Origin of the sequence: Amycolatopsis sp. NBC_01480, assembly GCF_036227205.1 — a bacterium.
GTDB lineage: Bacteria > Actinomycetota > Actinomycetes > Mycobacteriales > Pseudonocardiaceae > Amycolatopsis.
Genome location: NZ_CP109442.1, coordinates 1,001,004 through 1,019,477 on the forward strand (window position 1 = coordinate 1,001,004; position 18,474 = coordinate 1,019,477).

At 70.2% G+C, this 18,474-nt stretch carries 19 protein-coding genes; 6 read left to right on the forward strand and 13 right to left on the reverse strand.

Annotation, left to right across the window (positions count from 1 at the left end):
- Positions 1 to 109: 109 nt before the first annotated feature.
- Positions 110 to 631 carry a penicillin acylase family protein gene (locus OG371_RS04680; protein ID WP_329065880.1) on the reverse strand — a complete coding sequence of 174 codons (522 nt, stop codon included), beginning with the start codon at positions 629 to 631 and terminating at the stop codon, positions 110 to 112.
- Positions 632 to 799: 168 nt separating this feature from the next.
- Here OG371_RS04680 and OG371_RS04685 point away from each other — a divergent pair, with 168 nt between their 5' ends.
- Positions 800 to 1,780 (forward strand): LacI family DNA-binding transcriptional regulator, encoded by a 981-nt coding sequence (locus tag OG371_RS04685; protein WP_329065882.1) that lies wholly within the window; start codon positions 800 to 802, stop codon positions 1,778 to 1,780.
- A gap of 173 nt (positions 1,781 to 1,953) precedes the next feature.
- Entirely contained in the window at positions 1,954 to 3,396 is a 1,443-nt protein-coding gene (locus OG371_RS04690) for a GntP family permease (protein ID WP_329065883.1), read from the forward strand.
- On the opposite strand, the gene OG371_RS04695 is transcribed toward OG371_RS04690, so the two are convergent.
- On the reverse strand, positions 3,365 to 4,735 hold the full coding sequence (locus OG371_RS04695) for a carboxylesterase/lipase family protein (protein ID WP_329065885.1): 1,371 nt from the start codon (positions 4,733 to 4,735) through the stop codon (positions 3,365 to 3,367). The two genes, OG371_RS04690 and OG371_RS04695, sit on opposite strands and share 32 nt — an antisense overlap.
- An 18-nt stretch (positions 4,736 to 4,753) precedes the next feature.
- On the reverse strand, positions 4,754 to 5,659 hold the full coding sequence (locus tag OG371_RS04700; RefSeq protein ID WP_329065887.1) for an MBL fold metallo-hydrolase: 906 nt from the start codon (positions 5,657 to 5,659) through the stop codon (positions 4,754 to 4,756).
- 129 nt (positions 5,660 to 5,788) lie between these two features.
- On the opposite strand from OG371_RS04700, the gene OG371_RS04705 reads away from it, so the two are divergent.
- Complete coding sequence (locus OG371_RS04705) at positions 5,789 to 6,733, forward strand: helix-turn-helix domain-containing protein (RefSeq protein ID WP_329065889.1); 945 nt, start codon at positions 5,789 to 5,791, stop codon at positions 6,731 to 6,733.
- On the opposite strand, the gene OG371_RS04710 is transcribed toward OG371_RS04705, so the two are convergent.
- Complete coding sequence (locus OG371_RS04710) at positions 6,669 to 7,499, reverse strand: SDR family NAD(P)-dependent oxidoreductase (protein WP_329065891.1); 831 nt, start codon at positions 7,497 to 7,499, stop codon at positions 6,669 to 6,671. The genes OG371_RS04705 and OG371_RS04710 overlap by 65 nt on opposite strands.
- Before the next feature lie 106 nt (positions 7,500 to 7,605).
- Between OG371_RS04710 and OG371_RS04715 the strand changes: the two genes are divergently transcribed.
- Positions 7,606 to 8,043 (forward strand): MarR family winged helix-turn-helix transcriptional regulator, encoded by a 438-nt coding sequence (locus tag OG371_RS04715; protein WP_329065893.1) that lies wholly within the window; start codon positions 7,606 to 7,608, stop codon positions 8,041 to 8,043.
- 39 nt (positions 8,044 to 8,082) lie between these two features.
- A complete protein-coding gene (locus OG371_RS04720; RefSeq protein WP_329065895.1) occupies positions 8,083 to 8,859 on the forward strand; it encodes an SGNH/GDSL hydrolase family protein in 777 nt (258 codons plus the stop codon).
- Between the two features lie 21 nt (positions 8,860 to 8,880).
- Here OG371_RS04720 and OG371_RS04725 read toward each other — a convergent pair whose 3' ends face one another.
- The 7 genes from OG371_RS04725 to OG371_RS04755 are packed head-to-tail and all read right to left on the reverse strand — an operon-like array spanning position 8,881 to position 13,641.
- A complete protein-coding gene (locus tag OG371_RS04725; RefSeq protein WP_329065897.1) occupies positions 8,881 to 9,438 on the reverse strand; it encodes a YbhB/YbcL family Raf kinase inhibitor-like protein in 558 nt (185 codons plus the stop codon).
- Complete coding sequence (locus OG371_RS04730; protein WP_329065899.1) at positions 9,435 to 9,989, reverse strand: isochorismatase family cysteine hydrolase; 555 nt, start codon at positions 9,987 to 9,989, stop codon at positions 9,435 to 9,437. The genes OG371_RS04725 and OG371_RS04730 overlap by 4 nt, the downstream gene beginning before the upstream one ends.
- Entirely contained in the window at positions 9,986 to 11,137 is a 1,152-nt protein-coding gene (locus OG371_RS04735) for an MFS transporter (protein WP_329065902.1), read from the reverse strand. The genes OG371_RS04730 and OG371_RS04735 overlap by 4 nt, the downstream gene beginning before the upstream one ends.
- Positions 11,134 to 11,691 carry an MFS transporter gene (locus OG371_RS04740; protein WP_329065904.1) on the reverse strand — a complete coding sequence of 186 codons (558 nt, stop codon included), beginning with the start codon at positions 11,689 to 11,691 and terminating at the stop codon, positions 11,134 to 11,136. Before OG371_RS04740 ends, OG371_RS04735 begins: the two co-directional genes overlap by 4 nt.
- 19 nt (positions 11,692 to 11,710) lie before the next feature.
- Entirely contained in the window at positions 11,711 to 12,145 is a 435-nt protein-coding gene (locus OG371_RS04745) for a MarR family winged helix-turn-helix transcriptional regulator (RefSeq protein ID WP_329065906.1), read from the reverse strand.
- A 27-nt stretch (positions 12,146 to 12,172) separates the two neighbouring features.
- A complete protein-coding gene (locus OG371_RS04750; protein ID WP_329065908.1) occupies positions 12,173 to 13,039 on the reverse strand; it encodes an alpha/beta fold hydrolase in 867 nt (288 codons plus the stop codon).
- Positions 13,036 to 13,641 carry a GNAT family N-acetyltransferase gene (locus tag OG371_RS04755; RefSeq protein ID WP_329065910.1) on the reverse strand — a complete coding sequence of 202 codons (606 nt, stop codon included), beginning with the start codon at positions 13,639 to 13,641 and terminating at the stop codon, positions 13,036 to 13,038. The genes OG371_RS04750 and OG371_RS04755 overlap by 4 nt, the downstream gene beginning before the upstream one ends.
- Before the next feature lie 117 nt (positions 13,642 to 13,758).
- Between OG371_RS04755 and OG371_RS04760 the strand changes: the two genes are divergently transcribed.
- The gene (locus tag OG371_RS04760; protein ID WP_329065912.1) at positions 13,759 to 14,670 is read left to right on the forward strand and encodes a TetR/AcrR family transcriptional regulator C-terminal domain-containing protein; all 912 of its coding nucleotides are present in this window, start codon (positions 13,759 to 13,761) and stop codon (positions 14,668 to 14,670) included.
- A gap of 4 nt (positions 14,671 to 14,674) precedes the next feature.
- Here OG371_RS04760 and OG371_RS04765 read toward each other — a convergent pair whose 3' ends face one another.
- Both OG371_RS04765 and OG371_RS04770 read right to left on the reverse strand, forming a co-directional pair.
- Positions 14,675 to 16,744, reverse strand: coding sequence for a phosphocholine-specific phospholipase C (locus OG371_RS04765; RefSeq protein WP_329065914.1), 2,070 nt, complete (start codon positions 16,742 to 16,744; stop codon positions 14,675 to 14,677).
- 204 nt (positions 16,745 to 16,948) lie between these two features.
- Complete coding sequence (locus tag OG371_RS04770) at positions 16,949 to 18,295, reverse strand: ABC transporter substrate-binding protein (protein WP_329065916.1); 1,347 nt, start codon at positions 18,293 to 18,295, stop codon at positions 16,949 to 16,951.
- Positions 18,296 to 18,474 lie beyond the last annotated feature (179 nt).

The following is an 18,474-nucleotide window of genomic DNA, read 5'->3' on the forward strand; positions in this document are numbered from 1 at the left end:
TCGCTCACGCCGAGACCGTCGGAGACCGTGATGCCGTTTGTTCACCACGCCGGGCAGCCCGGCGTCTCCGCAAAGGGAAGGGCAGGCCAATGAACTCTCGATGAAACGCCTAGCGCCCCGCCACCACCGCCGTCCGCAGCTGCGGCGAACGGCGGATCTGGTCCTCGCTGTAGCGCTCGGCCACCCACTGCTTGCGGGAGAACAACACCGTCTGGTCGTTGTGGTGCGGCGAGGTCGGATCGGCGGACTCCGAGTACGTGAGCAGCGTCGACGTGCGCGGGCCGGCGGCGGTCAGCTCGGTCGCCATCACGAAGCTCGAACCGAACGTCACCGGTGCGAAACGGCCGTCGGCGCCGAGCGGGTCGGCCCGGCCGACGACGTTGTAACAGCCCTCCGCGCCGGTGCAGCCGGGCACCGGGACCGCCGGCCCGCCGACCGTGGTCTGCTGGGCGGCGGAAAGCGGCGCGTCGAGCGGGACGTCGAGGTCCGCCATCCCCTGCACCGCCTCGGCGAGGGCCTGCCGGACGCCGGCGCTGTCCGAGTTAAGGGTGCTGGGCGTCGTCGCCGGGTGCTTCGGGTCGAACGGCACGCGCCACAGGTCGGGCGCACGGTTCGCGCCGACCCGCCACAACCGTCAGCACCATCGAACCGAAACGCCGCATGCCCGTCCCCCGCTTGCCCGGCCAGACCCGTCGAAGCGAGTTTAGCGAGATCTCGCCGGCGGGAACGGCTTTCTGCCGCCACGGGCCGGGATGTGCGAAACTGGCGGAATCGGTTCCGGTCGGCAGGGGGTCAGCACATGCGGCGTGTGTCGCTCGCGGATGTCGCGAAGGCAGCGGGGGTGGCCAAAGCGACCGCGTCGCGCGCGTTGTCGGCCGAGCAGCACGACGTCGGCGCGGCGACGCGGGCGAGGATCCAGGAGGTCGCCGCGGACCTGGGCTACCGGCCGAACCGGGCCGCCCAGAGCCTGCGCACCGGGCGGCGGCAATTGCTCGGCGCCGTCGTTCCGACCGGCGTCCACGGCTGGGAGCCGATCCTGCGCGGCGCGGCCGAACAGGCCCGGAAACGGGGCTATCACTTAATTCTGCACACCGTCGGACCCGATTTCGACGGCCGGCGGCTGGCTGAGGACCTGACCGGGCTCACCATCGACGGGGTGCTCCTGATCGGCCTGGAGCGCTCCGTACCCACCCCCTCGCACGAGGACGGCCACCCCCTGCCCGCCGTCCTGGTCGACGAAGAGCTGACCCACGCCGACGGCACCATCGTGCGCACCGCGTTGTGGACCGCCGGCCGCACCGCCGCCCGCCGGTTGCTGGACGAAGGCCGGACGTCGCTGGCCGTGCTGGTCCCGCCCGTGCGCACGGCGAGCACCACGGCGCTGGCGCAGGGATTCCGCGACACCTGCGCGGAGGCCGGCCACCCGGTCCCGGACGCCCGGGTGCTGAGCCTCGATCCGGCGGAAACCGTTGACCTGCGGTCGTTCCTGCGTCCCGTCGACGGCCTGTTCGCCGGCACGGGGCCGCTGGCCGTGACCGCGTTGCGGGCGTTGCGCCGGATGAAGGCCTCCGTCCCGCGAGACGTGTCGGTGATCGCTTACGGCGACGGTGACCTGCTTCGCCACGCCGAGCCCCCGGTCACGGTCTTGCGGCTGCCCCACGAACTCCTCGGCGCCCGGGCGGTCGACGTGCTCGTCGACACGATCGAGCAGGTCATCGCGCCGCCGGTGATGGTCGAGCTGGCCGCCGAGCTGGTCGTACGGGGCTCGACCGCGCCGTAACCCCGCCTGATCGCGGCCGGGAGCGCAGCCTGATCGCGGCCGGATCCCGGCCGGGCTTGACCGCGTCCGGCTCGGGGTGCCAGACTCCGGAACCGGTTCCGGAATCGGTTCCAGTGGGCGGCGCCGCTCTCCTCTCCGACAGCCGCCGTGGTCAAGAAGCGGAGGCTTTCGCGTTGGGCGAGCACACGTGGTTCCTGTTGGTGCTCCTGGTGGCGGCCATCGGGCTGCTGGTGACGTTGATCAACTCGCGGTTGCGGCTGCACCCCTTCGTCGCGCTGCTGGTGGTGTCGCTGGTCGCGGGCCTGGCCGCCGGGGAGCCCGCGGGCTCGGTCGCCAAGTCGATGGAGACCGGGGCGGGCGACATCCTCGGCAACGTCGGCGTCACGCTGGCGCTGGGCACGATGCTCGGCCGCCTCCTCGCCGATTCCGGGGCCACGGACCGGATCGCGGCCACGGTGGTGGCCCGGTCGACGCCGCGGACGCTGCCGTGGCTGATGACGCTGGCCGCGTTCATCATCGGGATCCCGATGTTCTTCGAGGTCGGCCTGATCGTGCTGCTGCCGCTCGTGTTCAGCGTCGCCGAGCGGCTCCGGCTGAGCGGCGCGGCCAAGACCTCGTCCTACACCCTGCTCGCGACGCCGACCATCGCCGCGCTGGCCACCCTGCACGGCATGGTGCCGCCGCATCCCGGCCCGCTGATCGCGGTGTCCGGGCTGCACGCCGACCTGGGCAAGACCATCCTGGTCGGCCTGGTCTGCGCCGTGCCGACGGTGATCCTCGCCGGTCCCGTCTTCGGCCGCTGGCTCTCGGCCCGGCTGAGCATCGAGCCGGACCGGGCCCTGGTGGACCAGTTCACCCACCGCGGCGCCCTCGAGGAGCGCGACGGCGGACGCGACCTGGCCGGGGCCGGCGTGCCCGCGCGGGAAGCCGGCACCGGCACCCGCCGCCGGGCGGTGCCGACGCGGACCGCGGTCGTGGCCATCCTGGTGCCGGTCGCCCTGATGCTCCTGCGGACGCTGGCCGAGATCGTCCTGCCGAACGGCAACGGGGTCCGCTCCGCCGCGGTGCTGCTCGGCGAGCCCGTCATCGCCATGCTGGCCGGTTTCCTGTTCGCGCTGTTCGCCCTCGCCCTGCTGCGCGGCCGCGACGGCGAGTCCGTCCGGCGGTCCCTCGCGGACAGCCTGAAGCCGGTCGTCGGCATCCTGCTCATCATCGGCGGCGGCGGCGCGTTCAACGAGGTGCTGCAGGACTCGGGCATCAGCGACGCGGTCGGCTCCGCGGCCGCCGGGCTCAGCATCAGCGTGCTGGTGCTCGGCTGGCTGCTGGCGCTGATCCTGTCCGCCTCCACCGGCTCGGCGACAGTCGGGATCGTGTCCTCGACCGGCATCGTCGCGCCCCTCCTGACGGCCGGCGGCAGCTGGTACACCTCGATGGTCGTGGTCGCCATCGGCGCCGGCTCGATCGGCCTGAACTACGTCAACCACGCGGGTTTCTGGCTGGTGAAGGAATCCTTCGGCATGTCGATGGGCCAGGCCACGAAGCTGCACACCACGGTGCAGACGCTGGTCAGCGTCCTGGGGCTGGTCATGCTCCTGGTGCTGAACCTGTTCGTCTGACGTGGTTCCGCGACGCGGTGAAGAGCTCCGCCACGGGCCGTTGCGGGTCGTACGCGGGCCAGCCCGGGTCGCCGGTGCGGGCGAACGCGATCCAGGCCGCGTGCATCCGGGCGGCGAGGCCGGGCGGGACGGGATCGGGGCCGAGCAGGCCCGTTTCGCCGTGCAGCCAAGGCTTTTCGGCGAGGTCGAAGACAAACGGCAGCTCCACGGTGTGAGCCGCGCCGAGCCGTCCGTCCAAAGCCGTCGAGCGGTAGCCGAACGAGTAGAGGTGCGTGCGACCGTCCGAGATCCGCGCGTGGGCCTGCGCCAGACGCGCGGTCCCGGCCCCGAACAGGGTCTCACCCAGCGCTGCGGAAGACCCCAGCTTTCCTTGCGGCACCAGGTAAAGGTTGCCCTCCTCGGTGTTGGTGCCGAGCAGCAGACCGACGTCGGGGGCCGGGCCGGCGGCGAGACCGTCGGCGGGCTGGACCGGGAGGACCAGGCTGAACGGGCTCAGTCCGGCGAGCGGGTCCGTGGCAGTTTCGGTGCGTAGATCGAGGCCCGCCAGCGTCGGCAGGATCGCCAGGAAACGCTCGTCCGGGATCGGTGCGAACGCCTCGGCGACCGGTTCGACGCCCAGTGCGGCGGCCGCCGCGGCGGTGACGCGGCGCGCCTGCTCCGGGGTGAACGCGCCGGTGCCGTTGCCGCTCTGGACGATCGCCCGCCGGAACAACCCCTTGGCTTCCGGCGTCGCGAGCAGTGCGCCGGTGAGGGTGGCGCCCGCGGACTGGCCGAAGACGGTGACGTTGCCCGGGTCGCCGCCGAAGACCGCGATGGTGTCCCGCACCCAGCCGAGTGCGGCGAGCACGTCGAGCAGCCCACGGTTGGGCGGGGCACCGTCCAGGTCGAGGAATCCGGGGATGCCGACGCGGTAGTTCACCGTCACAAGAACAACGCCGTCGCGGGCGAACGCGCTGCCGTCGTAGAGCGCGGCGCGGGCCGAGCCGGTGACAAAACCGCCGCCGTGCACGAAAACCATGACGGGACGCCGGTTTCCGTCGGCGGCGGGCGTGCGGACGTCGACGGTCAGGTACTCCTCACCCCGCACCCAGCCGGGCCCGAAATACGGGGTCATGTCGAGCCGGCCGAAATCGCGGACCGGCTGGGGCGCCGTCGGCGAAGGCGCCGTGCCATCTCGGTCACCGGACCAGCCCGGGTGCGGCGCGGGCGGGGCGAACCGGCCGGCGCCGACCCGGGCCGCCGCGTACGGGATGGCGCGGTAGAACTCGCCGGACTCGTCACGTCCGCCGCGCACGGTGCCCGCCGGGGTCTCGACGATCGGATTTGCTTGCTGGGACACGAAAATCCTTTCCAGGAATCAAGCGATGCGGGAGAAGCCCGCCCACTCCTTGACGACGAACTTCGACCCGTCCCGCTCGACCTGCGCGGCTCCCTGTCCACCGAAGTGCGCGGGGAAAACAAGCGCGCCATTCTCGGCGGCCTGGCCCAGCAGCTTGTGCCGCGTGGCCCGTGCCTCGGCCGGGTCCTCGCAGAAGCAGGAATTGGTCTCCGGCGCCACGATCTGCAACGGGCTGTGCACCAGATCCCCGACGAACAGGGCCCGGTCGCCGCCGGATTCCAGCGTGAGCACCGACGAGCCGGGGGTGTGGCCGGGCGCCAGGTCGAGGCGCAGGTTCTTGTCGATCCGGTACGACCCGTCCCACCGGTGCGCCAGCCCCGCCTGGTGGACCGGCGTCACGCTGTCCTCGAAGACGTTCTGGTTGCCGCGGCCGAACACCGTCTCGTACTCGTTGGCCGGGTCCCAGAACTCGAAGTCCTGGCGGGTCATCAGGTACGTCGCGTTCGGGAAGGTCGGCACCCAGGCGCGGCCGTCGAGCCGGGTGTTCCAGCCGACGTGGTCGATGTGCAGGTGGGTGTTGACCACCACGTCGACGTCCTCGGGCCGGACCCCGGCGGCGGCGAGATTGTCCAGGTAGGCGGTGTCGCGGCGGCTCCACACCGGCGCGTAAGGCCGTTCCTTGTGGTTGCCGACGCCGGTGTCGACGAGGATCGTGCGGCCCTCGCTGCGCAGCAGCCAGGACTGGATCGCCGACTGGCACTCGCCGGTCTCCGGGTTCCAGAAGTCCGGCGCCAGCAGGCCGCGGTGCTCGTCGGCCGCGCCTTCGGGGTGATCCGGGAAGAACTGGCCCGGGGTCATTTCGACCGAGCCGTAGAACTCCTTGATCCGGGTGACCGTGACGTCTCCCAGGGTGAGCTGCTCCATGTGGTCCCGTCCTCGGTTTCGGTGGCTGAGACCGAGCCTGGACGCCGGCGGCGGGCACGAGCCACTCCCGCGTTGTCCTACCCCGCGGAGGGTGTGGCTGGGCCCGGCGGTGCCGCGGATACTGGGGGAATGGACGGACCTGGACCGCTCGGCGACTTCCTGCAAGCCCGGCGGGCGCGGCTGCGGCCCGAGGACGTCGGGCTGCGTGACCTCGGCCCGCGCCGGCGCGTCAGCGGGCTGCGTCGCGAAGAACTGGCGCAGCTGGCGGGGGTCAGCGTCTCGTACTACACGCGGCTGGAGCAGGGCCTGTCCCGCGGCGCCTCGGCCGAGGTGCTCGACGCGATCGCCCGCGCCCTGCGGCTCGACGGCCACGAGCGCGACCACCTCGACCGGCTCGCCGGCGCCTCCCGCCACATGCCCCGGGTCCGCCGTCCCCGCCCGGAAAAGCTCGCCGACGAGACGCGGGACCTCCTGCGCGCCGTCGACGGCGTCCCGGCGCTGGTGCTCGGCCGGCGCACGGACGTGCTGGCCTGGAACGCCCTCGGCCACGCGCTGCTGGCCGGCCACCTGGACTTCGCCGGCCCGGAAACCCCGGCCCAGCGCCCGAACATGAGCCGGCTGGTCTTCCTCGACCCACATTGCCGCGAGCTGTACACCGACTGGAAACGCAAGGCCCGCGCCGTCGTCGGCAACCTGCGCATCGCCGTCGGCAAGCACCCGGACGACCCGCTGCTCGCGGAGCTGATCGGCGAGCTGACCATGAAAAGCCCGGAGTTCGTCGCCCTGTGGGCCGACCACCGCGTCCTCCCCTGCGACGCCGCGTCCTACGAACTGCACCATCCCGCCGTCGGCATGGTGACGGTGACCCAGCAGACGCTGGCGGTCGCCCGTTCACCGGAACAATCGTTGATCGTGTGCACGACGCCTGCTGGGTCTGCTTCGGAGGAAGCGCTCGCATTGCTCCGGTCGGCTCGAGTGGCGTCCGCGGACCATCTGGCAGGCAAGGAAATCAGGCCGGCACCTCCGGCTTCGGCGGCGCATCCGACACCCGGTCGAAGCCCGCTTTCCGGTTGATCCCGGCGGTGATCGTGACCACGCGGCGGCGGGGCAGGAACCGGGCGCCCCAGGTTTTCCACCGGTTGCTCGCCCGGCCGGGGTAGGAGGCGTGCTTGCCGCGCGCGAAGTCGTCAAGGGTTTCCGCGGCGACTGCCTCGGGGGTGTCGGTGGCGCGGGGGTCCATGGTGGCGGTGGTGCCGTCGAAGAAGCCGGTGGCGACCGGGCCGGGATGCGCGGCCATCACCCGGATTCCCGACCCGTTCAGCTCTTCCGCGAGGGCTTCGCTGAACGACAGGACAAACGCCTTCGTCGCCGCGTAGCCGGCCTGGTACGGCATGGGCTGGAAGGCGGCCGACGAGGCGACGTTGATGATCCCGCCGCGCCCGCGGCCCCGCATTTCCTGGCCGAGCAGGTGGGTGAGCCCGAGCAGACCGCTGATGTTGACGTCCACGGAAAGCGCCTGCTGCTCGAACGGCCGGTCGAGAAACGGCCCCACCGAGCCAAGACCGGCGTTGTTGAGCAGCAGGTCGACATCGATGTCCCGCGCGCGCAGTTCCGCGGCGACGTGCGACGGGCCCGTCCGGTCACCGAGATCGGCGGCGATCACCTCCACCCGCACGCCGTGTGCTTCGCGGATCCGAGTCGCCAGGCGCTCGAGGGCGTCGGCCGACCGGGCGACGAGCACGAGGTTCGCGCCGCGGCGCGCGAGTTCGAGGGCATAGGCCGTGCCGATCCCCTTCGACGCGCCGGTGACCAGCGCCGTGATTCCGCTGTACTCGGTCACTTTTCCCCATCTCTCGGGCGTCGAGGCCGGTCAAGTACTTCGAGCCTCGAAGCATAACCCGACTCTAACAGCTTCAAGACTCGAAGCAAATGACTAGGCTGCGGACATGGACGGTTCGGATCTGGAGCGCGTGGTGCGCGGCAACCACGAGATCTTCATGCTCACCAGCGACCGGATCGGGGCCCTGCTCGCCAAGCACGGCCTCACCTACGCGACCGCGTCGGCGCTGTGGGCCATCGATCCGGCCAAACCGCCGGCGTCGATGAAGGCGATGGCCGAGCGGCTGTTCTGCAACGCGCCCAACCTGACTTTCCTGGCCGGCCAGCTCATCGCCCGCGGGCTCGTCGAGCGCACTGTGGACCCGGCCGACCGGCGCTCACGCGTGCTCGTCCTGACCGAGGACGGCGTCCGCGTACGCGCGGAAGTCATGCGCCACACCCTCGAGCTGACGCCGTTCGCGAACCTCGACAGCGACCAGCTGGCGACGCTGGCGCACCTGCTCGACGTAGCCCTCGGCGGCGCATCGGCCGAGGAGCCGAAATAAACCGCTAACACTCCGAAACCCGTCAGCGATACGGCGAAGGTGAAACTCAGCGCGAAGTACGCCGCCGTCGCCCTTCTCATCGCCGGACTGGCCACGGGGGCCGGGCTGGTGCCCTCGGCTCAGGCCGACACCGCACCCAAGCCCGCCTGGTGCGCGGACCACTCGAACGTCTCCATCATCGGCACCTCCGCGGACACCGGTTACGGCACCACGGGTTACCCCGCCGGCCGCGACCTGCCTTCGCCCACTCAGTACGGCTGGACCACCAAGTTCACCAACGACCTGCACGCGCAGTGGGGCACCACAGTGGACAATCGAGCCCACAATGGCGCCATGGCCAGTGATTTCCTGCCCGGCGGCCGATGGAGCGACACCACCACCGCCACCGCGGACATGGTCCAGTCCCAGCCGGACCTCGTCGTGATCGACCTCGGCGGCAACGAGTACCTGATCCAGAAGGACCCGGCCCAGTTCGCCACCGACTTCGCGAAGGTGGTCGACAACGTGCGCGCCGCGCGTCCGGACGCGACCATCCTGCTGTCCATCTACGCCGAGCTCAAGTGGACGAAGACCCCGTCGTCCCCGCCCACCCAGACGCACACCTGGAACGAGTACGCCACCCAGATCTACAACACCGCCGTCGCCAAGGGGGTCGCGCTGGTGGACCTCCGCCAGTACATCCCGCCCGCCGCGTCCGCGACGCTGCCCAACCCCTCGCCGTGGCTGCCGGACAACTTCCACCTCAACGACGCCGGCAACCTCGCCGAGTACGGCGCCTACTGGGGCTGGGCTTCCTCCATCGCCTCGATCTGCTGAGGACTGTCCACTGGGGACACCTCAGCGTTCGTAGACACCAGTCAGCCGGGCGCGGCCGAGCACGGGTGCGGTCAGCGCGGACAGGAACGTCCGAGGCCGGGCCGCCAGGACGGCATTGTCCACATCAGCCCCGAGCGCGAACAGCTGGAAGACGTAACGGTGCGGTCCATGGCCTTTGATCGGCGCGGGACCGTGGTAGCCGCGGCCGATGGTGGAACGGAGCGTCCGCACGCCGGCCGCGGGTTGCCGTCCGTTGAGGGCGCCGGGTTCGAGCGACCCGGCGGCCGGGTCGATCAGCGCGAGGCAGTGCACGGCGGGCTTGCTGAGCGGCACGTCGATGTCCTCGACGACCAGGAGCAGCTGGGCGGTGCCGGCCGGCGGCGGCGTCCAGGCCAGCTGGGGCGACCGGTCGTCACCGCCGATGTTCTTGGCGCAGTTCTCCAGCGGCATGGACTCGCCGTCGCCGAAGTGCCTGCTCGTGAGGGCCAGGGATTCGGGGCCCTGCAACGGCGGCCGATGCCACGCCATGTGCGTTTCGCCGGCCTTGCGGTTCTTCAGGAGCTGTCCGAGCAGAGTCATCGGGTTGCCTCGATTCGGCCGAGGATCTCGGCGGTGGTGGCGGTTTCGCCGAGCTTGGGGAAAACGCGCTCGACGCTGTGCCGGTGGGCTTCGGCGTCGGGATCGGTCATCGCGTCGGTGGCCAGGACGACGTGGTAACCGTGATCGGACGCCGAGCGTGCGGTCGACTCGACGCCCGAACTGGTCGAGATGCCGGTGAGTACGACCTGCGTGACGCCGAGGTCCCGCAGGAGGGTGTCGAGGCCGGTGTCGTGGAACGCGCTCCGCCGCCGTTTGGTGATCAGGTGATCGGACGGCTGGACGTCGAGTTCGTCGATGAGGTCGGCCCAGCCGGGCGCCATCGCGCCGCCGCGGGAAGGCCCGGGATCGGTGCGGCCCGGCGGGCGCCCGGTGACGTTCACCAGGACCACGGGCAGGCCGTGCCGCCGGAATTCGCCGGCCAGGCGGGTCGCCTGCTCGACGGCGGCGGAGATCGGATCGTCGCCGACGATGCCCTTCTGCAGGTCGATCACGACCAGCGCGGGGCTGGGGTCGATGGTGGTCAGTGTCATGAGTGTTGTTTCTCCTGTGGCTGCTTGACAACCGATTTGGTGCCACGCAACGCCGAAGCGATCGCGGCGAGAAAGGCCAGGGCGGCCCCGAAAGCGAACACGATCACCAGTCCGGAGTGGAACGGGCCGGCGATCAGCGACGGGAAGAACTCGCGTCCGGTCAGGGTCTGCTGCTGTGCCGCGGTCAGGTGGGCCAGGGTGCCGCTGGGTTCGAGCAGGTGCTGGATCGGGTTCACGCCCAGCTGCGCGGCGAACAGCGACGAGACCGGCGGCAGGCTGCCGACCTGCGCGGCGACGCCGGCCGGAACTCCTTGCTGGTGCAGCCCGCTGGCGAGAGCGTGCGGCAGGCTACTCGCCAGCCCAGCGATCATCAGCGAGAAGAACAGTCCGATCGAGACGGCGGTGCCGGAATTCTGGAAAGTAGCCCGCATTCCGGACGCGACCCCACGCGAGGCCGCGGGCACGCTGCCCATGATCGAGGACGAGTTGGGCGAGCCGAACATCCCGCTGGCGATCCCGTTGAGCGCGATCAGCACGGCGAAAACCCAGTAGCCGAAGTCGATCGGCAGGATCATCAGGCCGAGGAAGCTGGCGCCGAACAGCACCGCGCCGCTGGTGGCCAGGCCGCGCGAGCCCAGCCGGTCGGACAGGTAGCCGGAAACCGGGCCCGCGGCGAGGAATCCGGCGGTCAGCGGCAGCATGAAGATGCCGGCCCACAGCGGTGTGTCGCTGTAGTCGTAGCCGTGCAGCGGAAGCCAGATGCCCTGCAGCCAGATGATCAGCACGAACTGCATCCCGCCCCGGCCGATCGAGACGGCCAGCCCGGCGAGGTTGCCGAAAGTGAAGGCCCGCAAGCGAAAGAGCGACAGCTGGATCATCGGCGCGGCCACGCGGTTCTCGATCGCGACGAACGCCGCCAGGAGAATCAGCCCGCCGGCGATCAGGACTTCGACCAGCGGGTTGGTCCAGCCCATGGTGTGCCCCTGGTACGGCTGCAGGCCGAAGGTGACCGCGATCAGGACCGCGCTGAGGCCGACCGCGAAGGTGAGGTTGCCCCACCAGTCGATCCGGCCGCCGCCGCGTTTCCCGGGATCACGCAGGGTGCGGTAGGCCCAGAGCGTGAAGAACACCCCGACCGGCACGTTCACCCAGAACACCGCCCGCCAGTCCCAGGCCGACAGCAGTCCCCGGCGACCAGGCCGATGAACATCCCGGCCAGGCCGGCGACCTGGTTGATGCCGAGCGCGAAACCGCGTTGCTCCTCGGGGAACGCGTCGGTCAGGATCGCGGCCGAGTTCGCGGTCAGCATCGAGCCGCCGACCGCCTGCAGCACCCGCCAGCCGATCAGCCACATCGCCCCGTGGCCGCCGTCGAACGGGTCGAACGACAGCAGCACCGAGGCGACGGTGAACACGGCGAACCCGGCGTTGTAGATCCGGACCCGGCCGTACATGTCGCCCAGCCGGCCGACCGTGACCACCAGCACGGCCTGGACCAGCCGGTAGCCCATGATCATCCACAGCAGGTACGCGATGTTGCCCGGCGCTAGCGGGTCGAGGTGCACGCCGCGGAAGATCGCCGGCAGCGCGATCAGTACGATCGAACCGTCCAATGAGGACATGAAGACCGCGGCGGTGGTGTTGGTCAGCGCCGTCCACTTGTACCGGTCGCCGGTCGCGCGCGGCCGGGCAGGATCCGTCATCAGCTCGCTCCCCCACGGGTCAGATGTGCTGGGCCAGCCGCTCCAGCAACGGCGCGGCCGCCCCGAGCTGCTTCAGCTCCTTCGGGGTGAACGCCCCGCTCGACAGGACCCGGGCGACGAGTTCGGCCCGCGCGTTTCGCTTGTCCTTCAACGCCTGACGGCCCGCCTCGGTCACCGTCAGCACCACGCGCCGGCCGTCGTCCGGGTCCGGGCCGCGTTCGACCAGGCCCTGGGACCGCAGTGTGCTCAGCGTCGCCCCCATGGCCTGCGCGGTGATCTGCGCCTCCCGGGCCAGCGCCGAGGAGGTGGTGGGCCCCGACCGCTCGAGGCGGGACAACGCGTTCCGCTCGGGCATCGTGAGCCCACCCTCGACGGGCACTTGCCGCACCCTCCGGATCAGCGCGCTGACGCCCACCAGCAAGGCGGAGGCGACCGCGTCAACGTCATCACTCATGTACTAAGGCTAGCTGATAAACCTGCCTTAGTAAATTCCGGTGGCCAGCCCGTCGAAGATCTCGACCAGTTCGGGCCGGTCGAACGGGCCGACGTGCGGGGCCGCGACGCTGCGCACGTCGGTCGGATTGTCCGGAGTGAGGCGATCGGCCTCGGCGATGAAGCGATCCTGCAGTGCCGGCGGGATCAGCCGGTCGCGGGTGAAACGCACGTACGTCCGGGGAATCCGGCCCCAGGTGTGCGCTTCGCCGCGGGCTTCGGCCAAGGGGATGCTGACGGGCTCGTCCGGTTCGAGCAGGTTGAGCAGCCGGCCGACCGCCTCGTCGGAGAAGTCGCCGGCGAGGCACTGCTTGATGCCCTCGATCACGGACGGGTCGGCCGAGCGCCAGTTGATCCGGGCCACGCCGAGGACCGCCGGATCGGCGACCATCGCCCGGATCACGTTGGGCAGCAGGCTTTCGCGGTTCTCCGGCGTTTCGAGGTAGGCGGTCATATTCGGCAGGTCGACGCAGCAGTAGGCCGCCAGGTACACGACCCGGTCGAGCAGCTCGGGAACGGCGTTGCCGACCCGGCTCACGGTGACGCCGCCCTGGCTGGCGCCGGCCAGGATCGCCGGCCCGTGACGGCGGGCGCGGCGCACCACGTCCACCACCCGCTCGACGTAGTCGTCGATGGTGAGCTTCGCCAGCGGCGACGGCTCGGTCGCCAGCCCCTCGACGTCCTGCGGGGCCTGGTACGAGCGCGGGAAGAACCCTTCGGTGCCGTGCCCGGGCAGGTCGACGGCCACACATCGGTGCCCTCGCAGGGTGAGCTCGGTGATCAGCCCCGAGCAGAAGTACGCCGAGGAATTGGTGCCGTGGACGAAAACCAGGGTCGGCGACGGGCTGGTGGTCATCGGGATTCTCCTTGCTGTGAGTGGTGGTTCGGCCGGGTCATCGGCCACAGCGGCGGACTGTCCGCCACCCGCACCGGCTCGCCGAGGTCGGTGAAGCCGTGACGCAGATAGAGGGCGCGGCTCCGGGGTGAACTCGCCTCCAGGTACACGGCGAGCCCGTCGGCGTCCGCGCGCGCCAGCCCGTGCCGCAGCAGCAACGAGCCGAGTCCGGCGCCCTGCCGTGCGTTCGCCACTCCCATGCACGAGAGATAGAGGTGCGGTTCGCGACGGGGATGCCGTTCGGCCAGCGCCTGTCCCAGGTTGGCCAGCCGCACACCGTTCTCGCCGAAAACCGGGTCGGGCGCGTCCTCTTCCAGGACCTGGCCCGCGTCCAACGCCAGCCACACCGCCGCGCCCTCACCACGGCCGAACAGGTAGGCCTCGCCGCTGTCCAGCAGCTGCCCGTAGAAAAACGACTGGAGACGGCCGCGTTCCGCCGCGTCCGGGAAGAGCCAGGAGGCGACCGGATCGTTCATGAACGCCTCGGTGAGGACGCCCGAGACCGTCGGCCGGTCCTGCTCCTTCGCCTGCCGCACGAGTGCGTACGGTGTATCTTCGGTCATGCGTACACCGTATCCAGACAATCCACCGATCGACCTGAAAACCGCTGGTGGAAGCAAGAAAGTGTACTATCGTCCGGGAAAGTGAACTAGTACATTCAGCCGGATCGGAGAAGGCCCATGCCTGCGGAACCGCCGTACCGGCGCATCGTCGAGGAGATCCGCGGCCGCATCCGAACCGGCGAGTTACGGCCAGGCGAGCGGATCCCGTCGGTCCGGCAGCTCGCCCGGTCCTGGGGTGTCGCCGCCGCGACCGCGACCAAGGCGATGGCGGCGTTGCGCGAAGACGGGCTGGTCGAGGCGAAGGTCGGTTCCGGCACGGTGGTCAGCGTCCAGCGCAAGCCGCCGGCCGCGCCGCCGCGGGCCGTCGGGGCCAAGCAGCCGCTGAGCCGGAAGCACGTTCTCCGCGCCGCCATGGCGATCGCCGACGTCGAAGGGCTTGACGCGGTGTCGATGCGGCGGCTGGCGGCCGAACTCGGCGCCGCGCCGATGTCGCTTTACCGGCATGTGGCGAACAAGGACGAACTCGTCACGCAGATGGCCGACGAGGCCTTCGGTGAAGCCGCGCTACCCGCGGAAGGGCCGGACGGGTGGCGGGCGAAGCTCGAGCTGATCGCGCGTCGGCAATGGGAACTGTGCCGTCGTCACCTCTGGCTGCCCAGGGCCGTTTCCTTCACCCGCCCGGTTCTCGCGCCGAACATGATGGCGCACACCGAATGGACCCTGCGCGCGCTTGACGGGCTCGGGCTGCCGATGGCCGTCCGGACCCGCGAAGCGCTCACGCTCCACGGCCTGGTGATCACCGTCGCGCTGGCCCTGGCGGCCGAGGTCGAATCGGAGCAGGAAACCGGCGTGACGCTCGACGGGTGGCGGCTGGCCCAGCGCCAGCGCACCGACCAGCTCCTCGAAAGCGGCCGCTTTCCCTTGCTGGCCGCCATTCCCCCGGACACCGCGTCCGACCTCAATGGACTGTTCGAGTACGGACTCGCCTGCCATCTCGACGGTTTCGCCGCGCTCGTCGAGCGCCCGTAGGCAGCTACACCGTCGCGATGGCCGGATCGCTGGTCGAGGCCTTCCCGTTCTCCACATGCCCGGAAAAGCGGCGGACGTACGCCTGGTCGGCGTCGATCGTCACGGTGATGTCGTACCACTGATTCGCCTGGCTGACGCCCCAATTCGGCACGACCTGAGACGCGCCCGCAGCGACGTTGTAGGTGTAGCTCTGGGACGGGTCGTAGGCGTCGGTCCCGACGAACCGGACCGGTGAGCTGCCGGGATTGACGAAGGTGAGCGTGACGTGGCCGCTCGTGGCGTCCTCCCGCGCGACGACCTCCGGGCCCACCGAACCGGTGGTGCCGGCCAGCTCGCGCAGCCAGCCGTTCGGTCCGAAGATCGAAAGCTGGTACTCCGCGCCGCTCGGCAGGGCCCAGCTGTCGGTCTCGGATCCGCCCGCGCCGACGGTGTACACCCAGGGGATGTCGGTGCGGATCTTCGAGGTGATGTAGAAAGACGCCCCGGCATCACCTGAATTGAGGAAGGTCAGGTACATCCGGCCGTCCTTCGCCTCGGTGTCGACGGCGAGGTTGTACGGCAGCGGGCGAGCCTTGCGCAAACCGCTCTCCTGCCGGGGAAGCGAGCCGTCGGCGGGCGGCACCGGCGTGTAGACCGGCGGGGTGCTGTGGTCGGGCGGCGGCGCGTAACCGCCGGTGTCGGGCAGGCCCGGGACCGTGCTGTTCGCCCCGGTGAAGTCGAACGCGCGGGTCAGGTCGCCGCACACCGCGCGCCGCCACGGCGAGACGTTCGGGCTGTGCACGCCGAACCGCTGCTCGATGAACTGGATGACCGAGGTGTGGTCGAAGGTCTGGGAGCAGACCCAGCCGCCCACGCTCCACGGGGAAAGGGCCAGCAGCGGGACCCGCGGACCGAGCCCGTACGGGTTGTCCTTCTGGTAGCCCGCCGAGGCGCCGCCCTCGTAGACCTCGCCGGTGGTGTCCGCAGTGGACAGTCCCCAGTTCGTGTTCAGCGGCGGGAACGGCGGCACGACGTGGTCGAAGAAGCCGTCATTCTCGTCGTAGGTGATCAGGAAGACCGTCTTGCTCCACACGTCCGGGTTCGAGGTGAGCGCGTCGAGGATTCCCGAGATGTACCAGGCGCCGTAGTTGGCCGGCCAGGACGGGTGCTCGCAGTAGGCCTCGGGCGCGGCGATCCAGGACACCGACGGCAGGCTGCCCGACTGCACGTCCGCGCGCAGCCGGTCGAAGAGCCCGTCGCCGTTCTCCACGCTGGTGCCGGTGCGGGCCTTGTCGAACAGCGGGTCGCCGGCCTGGGTGTTCTGGTACTGCTTGAAATACAGCAGCGAGTTGTCGCCGTAATTGCCGATGTACGGGTTGTCCGTGGTCCAGCCCCAATGGCCGGCGAGGTCCAGTCCGTGCCCGGCGTCCTGATAGACCTTCCACGAGACCCCGGCCGCCTCCAGCACTTCCGGGAACGTCGACCAGCCGTAACCCGCCTCCTCGTTCCCGAGCACCGGCCCGCCGCCCGAACCGTCATTGCCGACGTAGCCGGTGTACAGGTAATAGCGGTTGGGATCGGTGGAGCTCATCAGCGAGCAGTGGTAGGCGTCGCAGACGGTGAACGCGTCGGCCAGGGCGTAGTGGAACGGAATGTCGCCGCGGTTCAGATAGGCCATCGTCGGCTGGTTCTTCGCCGGGATCCAGCCATTCCACGCTCCGCGCTGCCACGCGGCGTGCGTTCCGTTCCAGTCGTGGTTCAGGTCCTGGAAAAACGTCAGGCCGAGATCGTCCTTGTCCGGCCGGAACGGCAGGGTCACCTGCCCGCCGGAATCGGGCTGGTGCCACACGGACTGCCCGCCCGGCAGGTAGACCGGCCGCGGGTCGCCGAAGCCGCGGACCCCGTTCATCGTGCCGAAATAATGGTCGAACGACCGGTTCTCCTGCATCAGCACGACGATGTGCTCGACGTCGGCGATGGTGCCGCTGGAGATCGCGGCCGGAATCGACGCCGCGCGGGCGATGCTCGGAATCGACGAAGCCGCGGCCGTCGCCGCGGCCAGCTGGAGAAATCTGCGGCGATTGACCTCGACCATCACGACCTCCTCGCTGCCGCCGACCGCGAGATCCGTTGTCTCCCAACCGGGTGCCAAACGTCGAAAGGATGAGGCGGGCGCCCGCGCCCTGTCAACCGACGATCGGCGCGATCTTCTCCCGGAAGGACTTACGGACATCCACGCATGCCCGATCGGCCGTCCCGCGCGCCGGCGGCGTCGCCCATTTGCCGCCGGCGCGCGCGGTCATTTGCGGTATTTGACCGCGACCTGTTCGGCGAGATCCTGGGAGCGCTGGAGTGCTTCCTTGGCCGTCAGGTCGCCGGCGATGGCGGCGCTGAACAACGCCGAGGTCTTGTTGCCGAGGTCCTGGAACTCCTGCACGTCGACGAACTGGATCCCCACCGTCGGCCGGGGCTGCACGCCCGGTTTCAGCGGGTTGACCGACTCGATGGCGAGCTCGGTCGGGCTCGCGAACGCCCCCGAATCCGCCAGGTACTGCGGGTCGCTGTAGGTCGACCGGCGCTTGCCCGCGGGTACCTTCGCCCCGCCCAGGGTCTGGGCGGCCAGCTGCTCGTACTTCTTGCCCGAGGCCCAGGAGATGAACTTCCAGGCCGCGTCCTGGTGCTTGCTCGCCCGCTCGATGCCCCACGCCCACGCGTAGAGCCAGCCCGAGGAGCCGGTGTTCACCACCGGCGCGGCGACGTAGCCGATCTTGCCCCGTACCAGGCTGTCCGGGGCTTCGAGCTGGGTGGCGCCCGCGGTCGCGTCGTACCACATCGCGACCTTGCCCTTCAGCATCGCGTCGAGGCATTCCGCGTAGCCGGCATTGGCGGCGTTGTCCTCGCCGTGGTCGTGGGCCAGGCCGATGTAGAACTTCGCGCCGGCGGCGAATTCGGGCGAGTCGACGGTGGCCTGCCAGTCGGCACTGAACCAGGCGCCGCCGAAAGTGTTCACCACCGTGGTCAGCGGCGCGATCATCTCGCCCCAGCCCGGCTGGCCGCGCAGGCAGATCCCCCGCATGCCCTTGCCCGGCTGGTCGGCCGCGGCCGCCGCGTCGGCGACCTGCTGCCAGGTCGGGGTGGCCGGCAGCTTGATCCCGAGCTGGTTCAGCACGTCGAGCCGGTACATCAGGAACGAGGACTCGCCGTAGAACGGCTCGGCGTAGACCTTGCCGTCGTCGCCGGTGAGCGAGGCCTTGATGGAATCGATGATGTCGGCCTGGTCGAAATCGGTGTCTTCGGCGGCGTAGTCCGACAGCGGCGCGAGCAGGTTCCGACGGGCGAACAACGGCGTCTCGAAGTTGCTGATCGAGGCGACGTCGTAGCGGCCGGCCTGGGCGGAGAACTCTTTCTGCACCTCGTCGCGCAGCTGGTTCTCCGGCCGCAGGGTGAAATTGACCTTGATCCCGGTGTCCCGGGTGAAGACGTTCGCGGTGAGCTGCTGAAGCTCGACCATCTGCGGATTGTTGACCATCAGCACGTTGATCGTCTCGTTGTCCTGCTTCGGCGTCCCGCAGGCCTGGGCGCCCAAGAGCACCGCCGCCACCGGAAGAACGAGGAAAACCCAACCACGCCGCGCGCTCTCGACCATCCCAGCCGTTCCTCCCACCTCATGGCGCGGCCTCCGATCACCAGTGATCGCAAAAATCACCGGAAAGGGTGGCAACGTCGTCACCATCGGTACGTGTGATCGCACGCAAGGTACCCGACCACCCCCGATCAGGCGAGCCGAACGTGGCATCAGGCCGAATATTTGCTACAAGCCGCCCT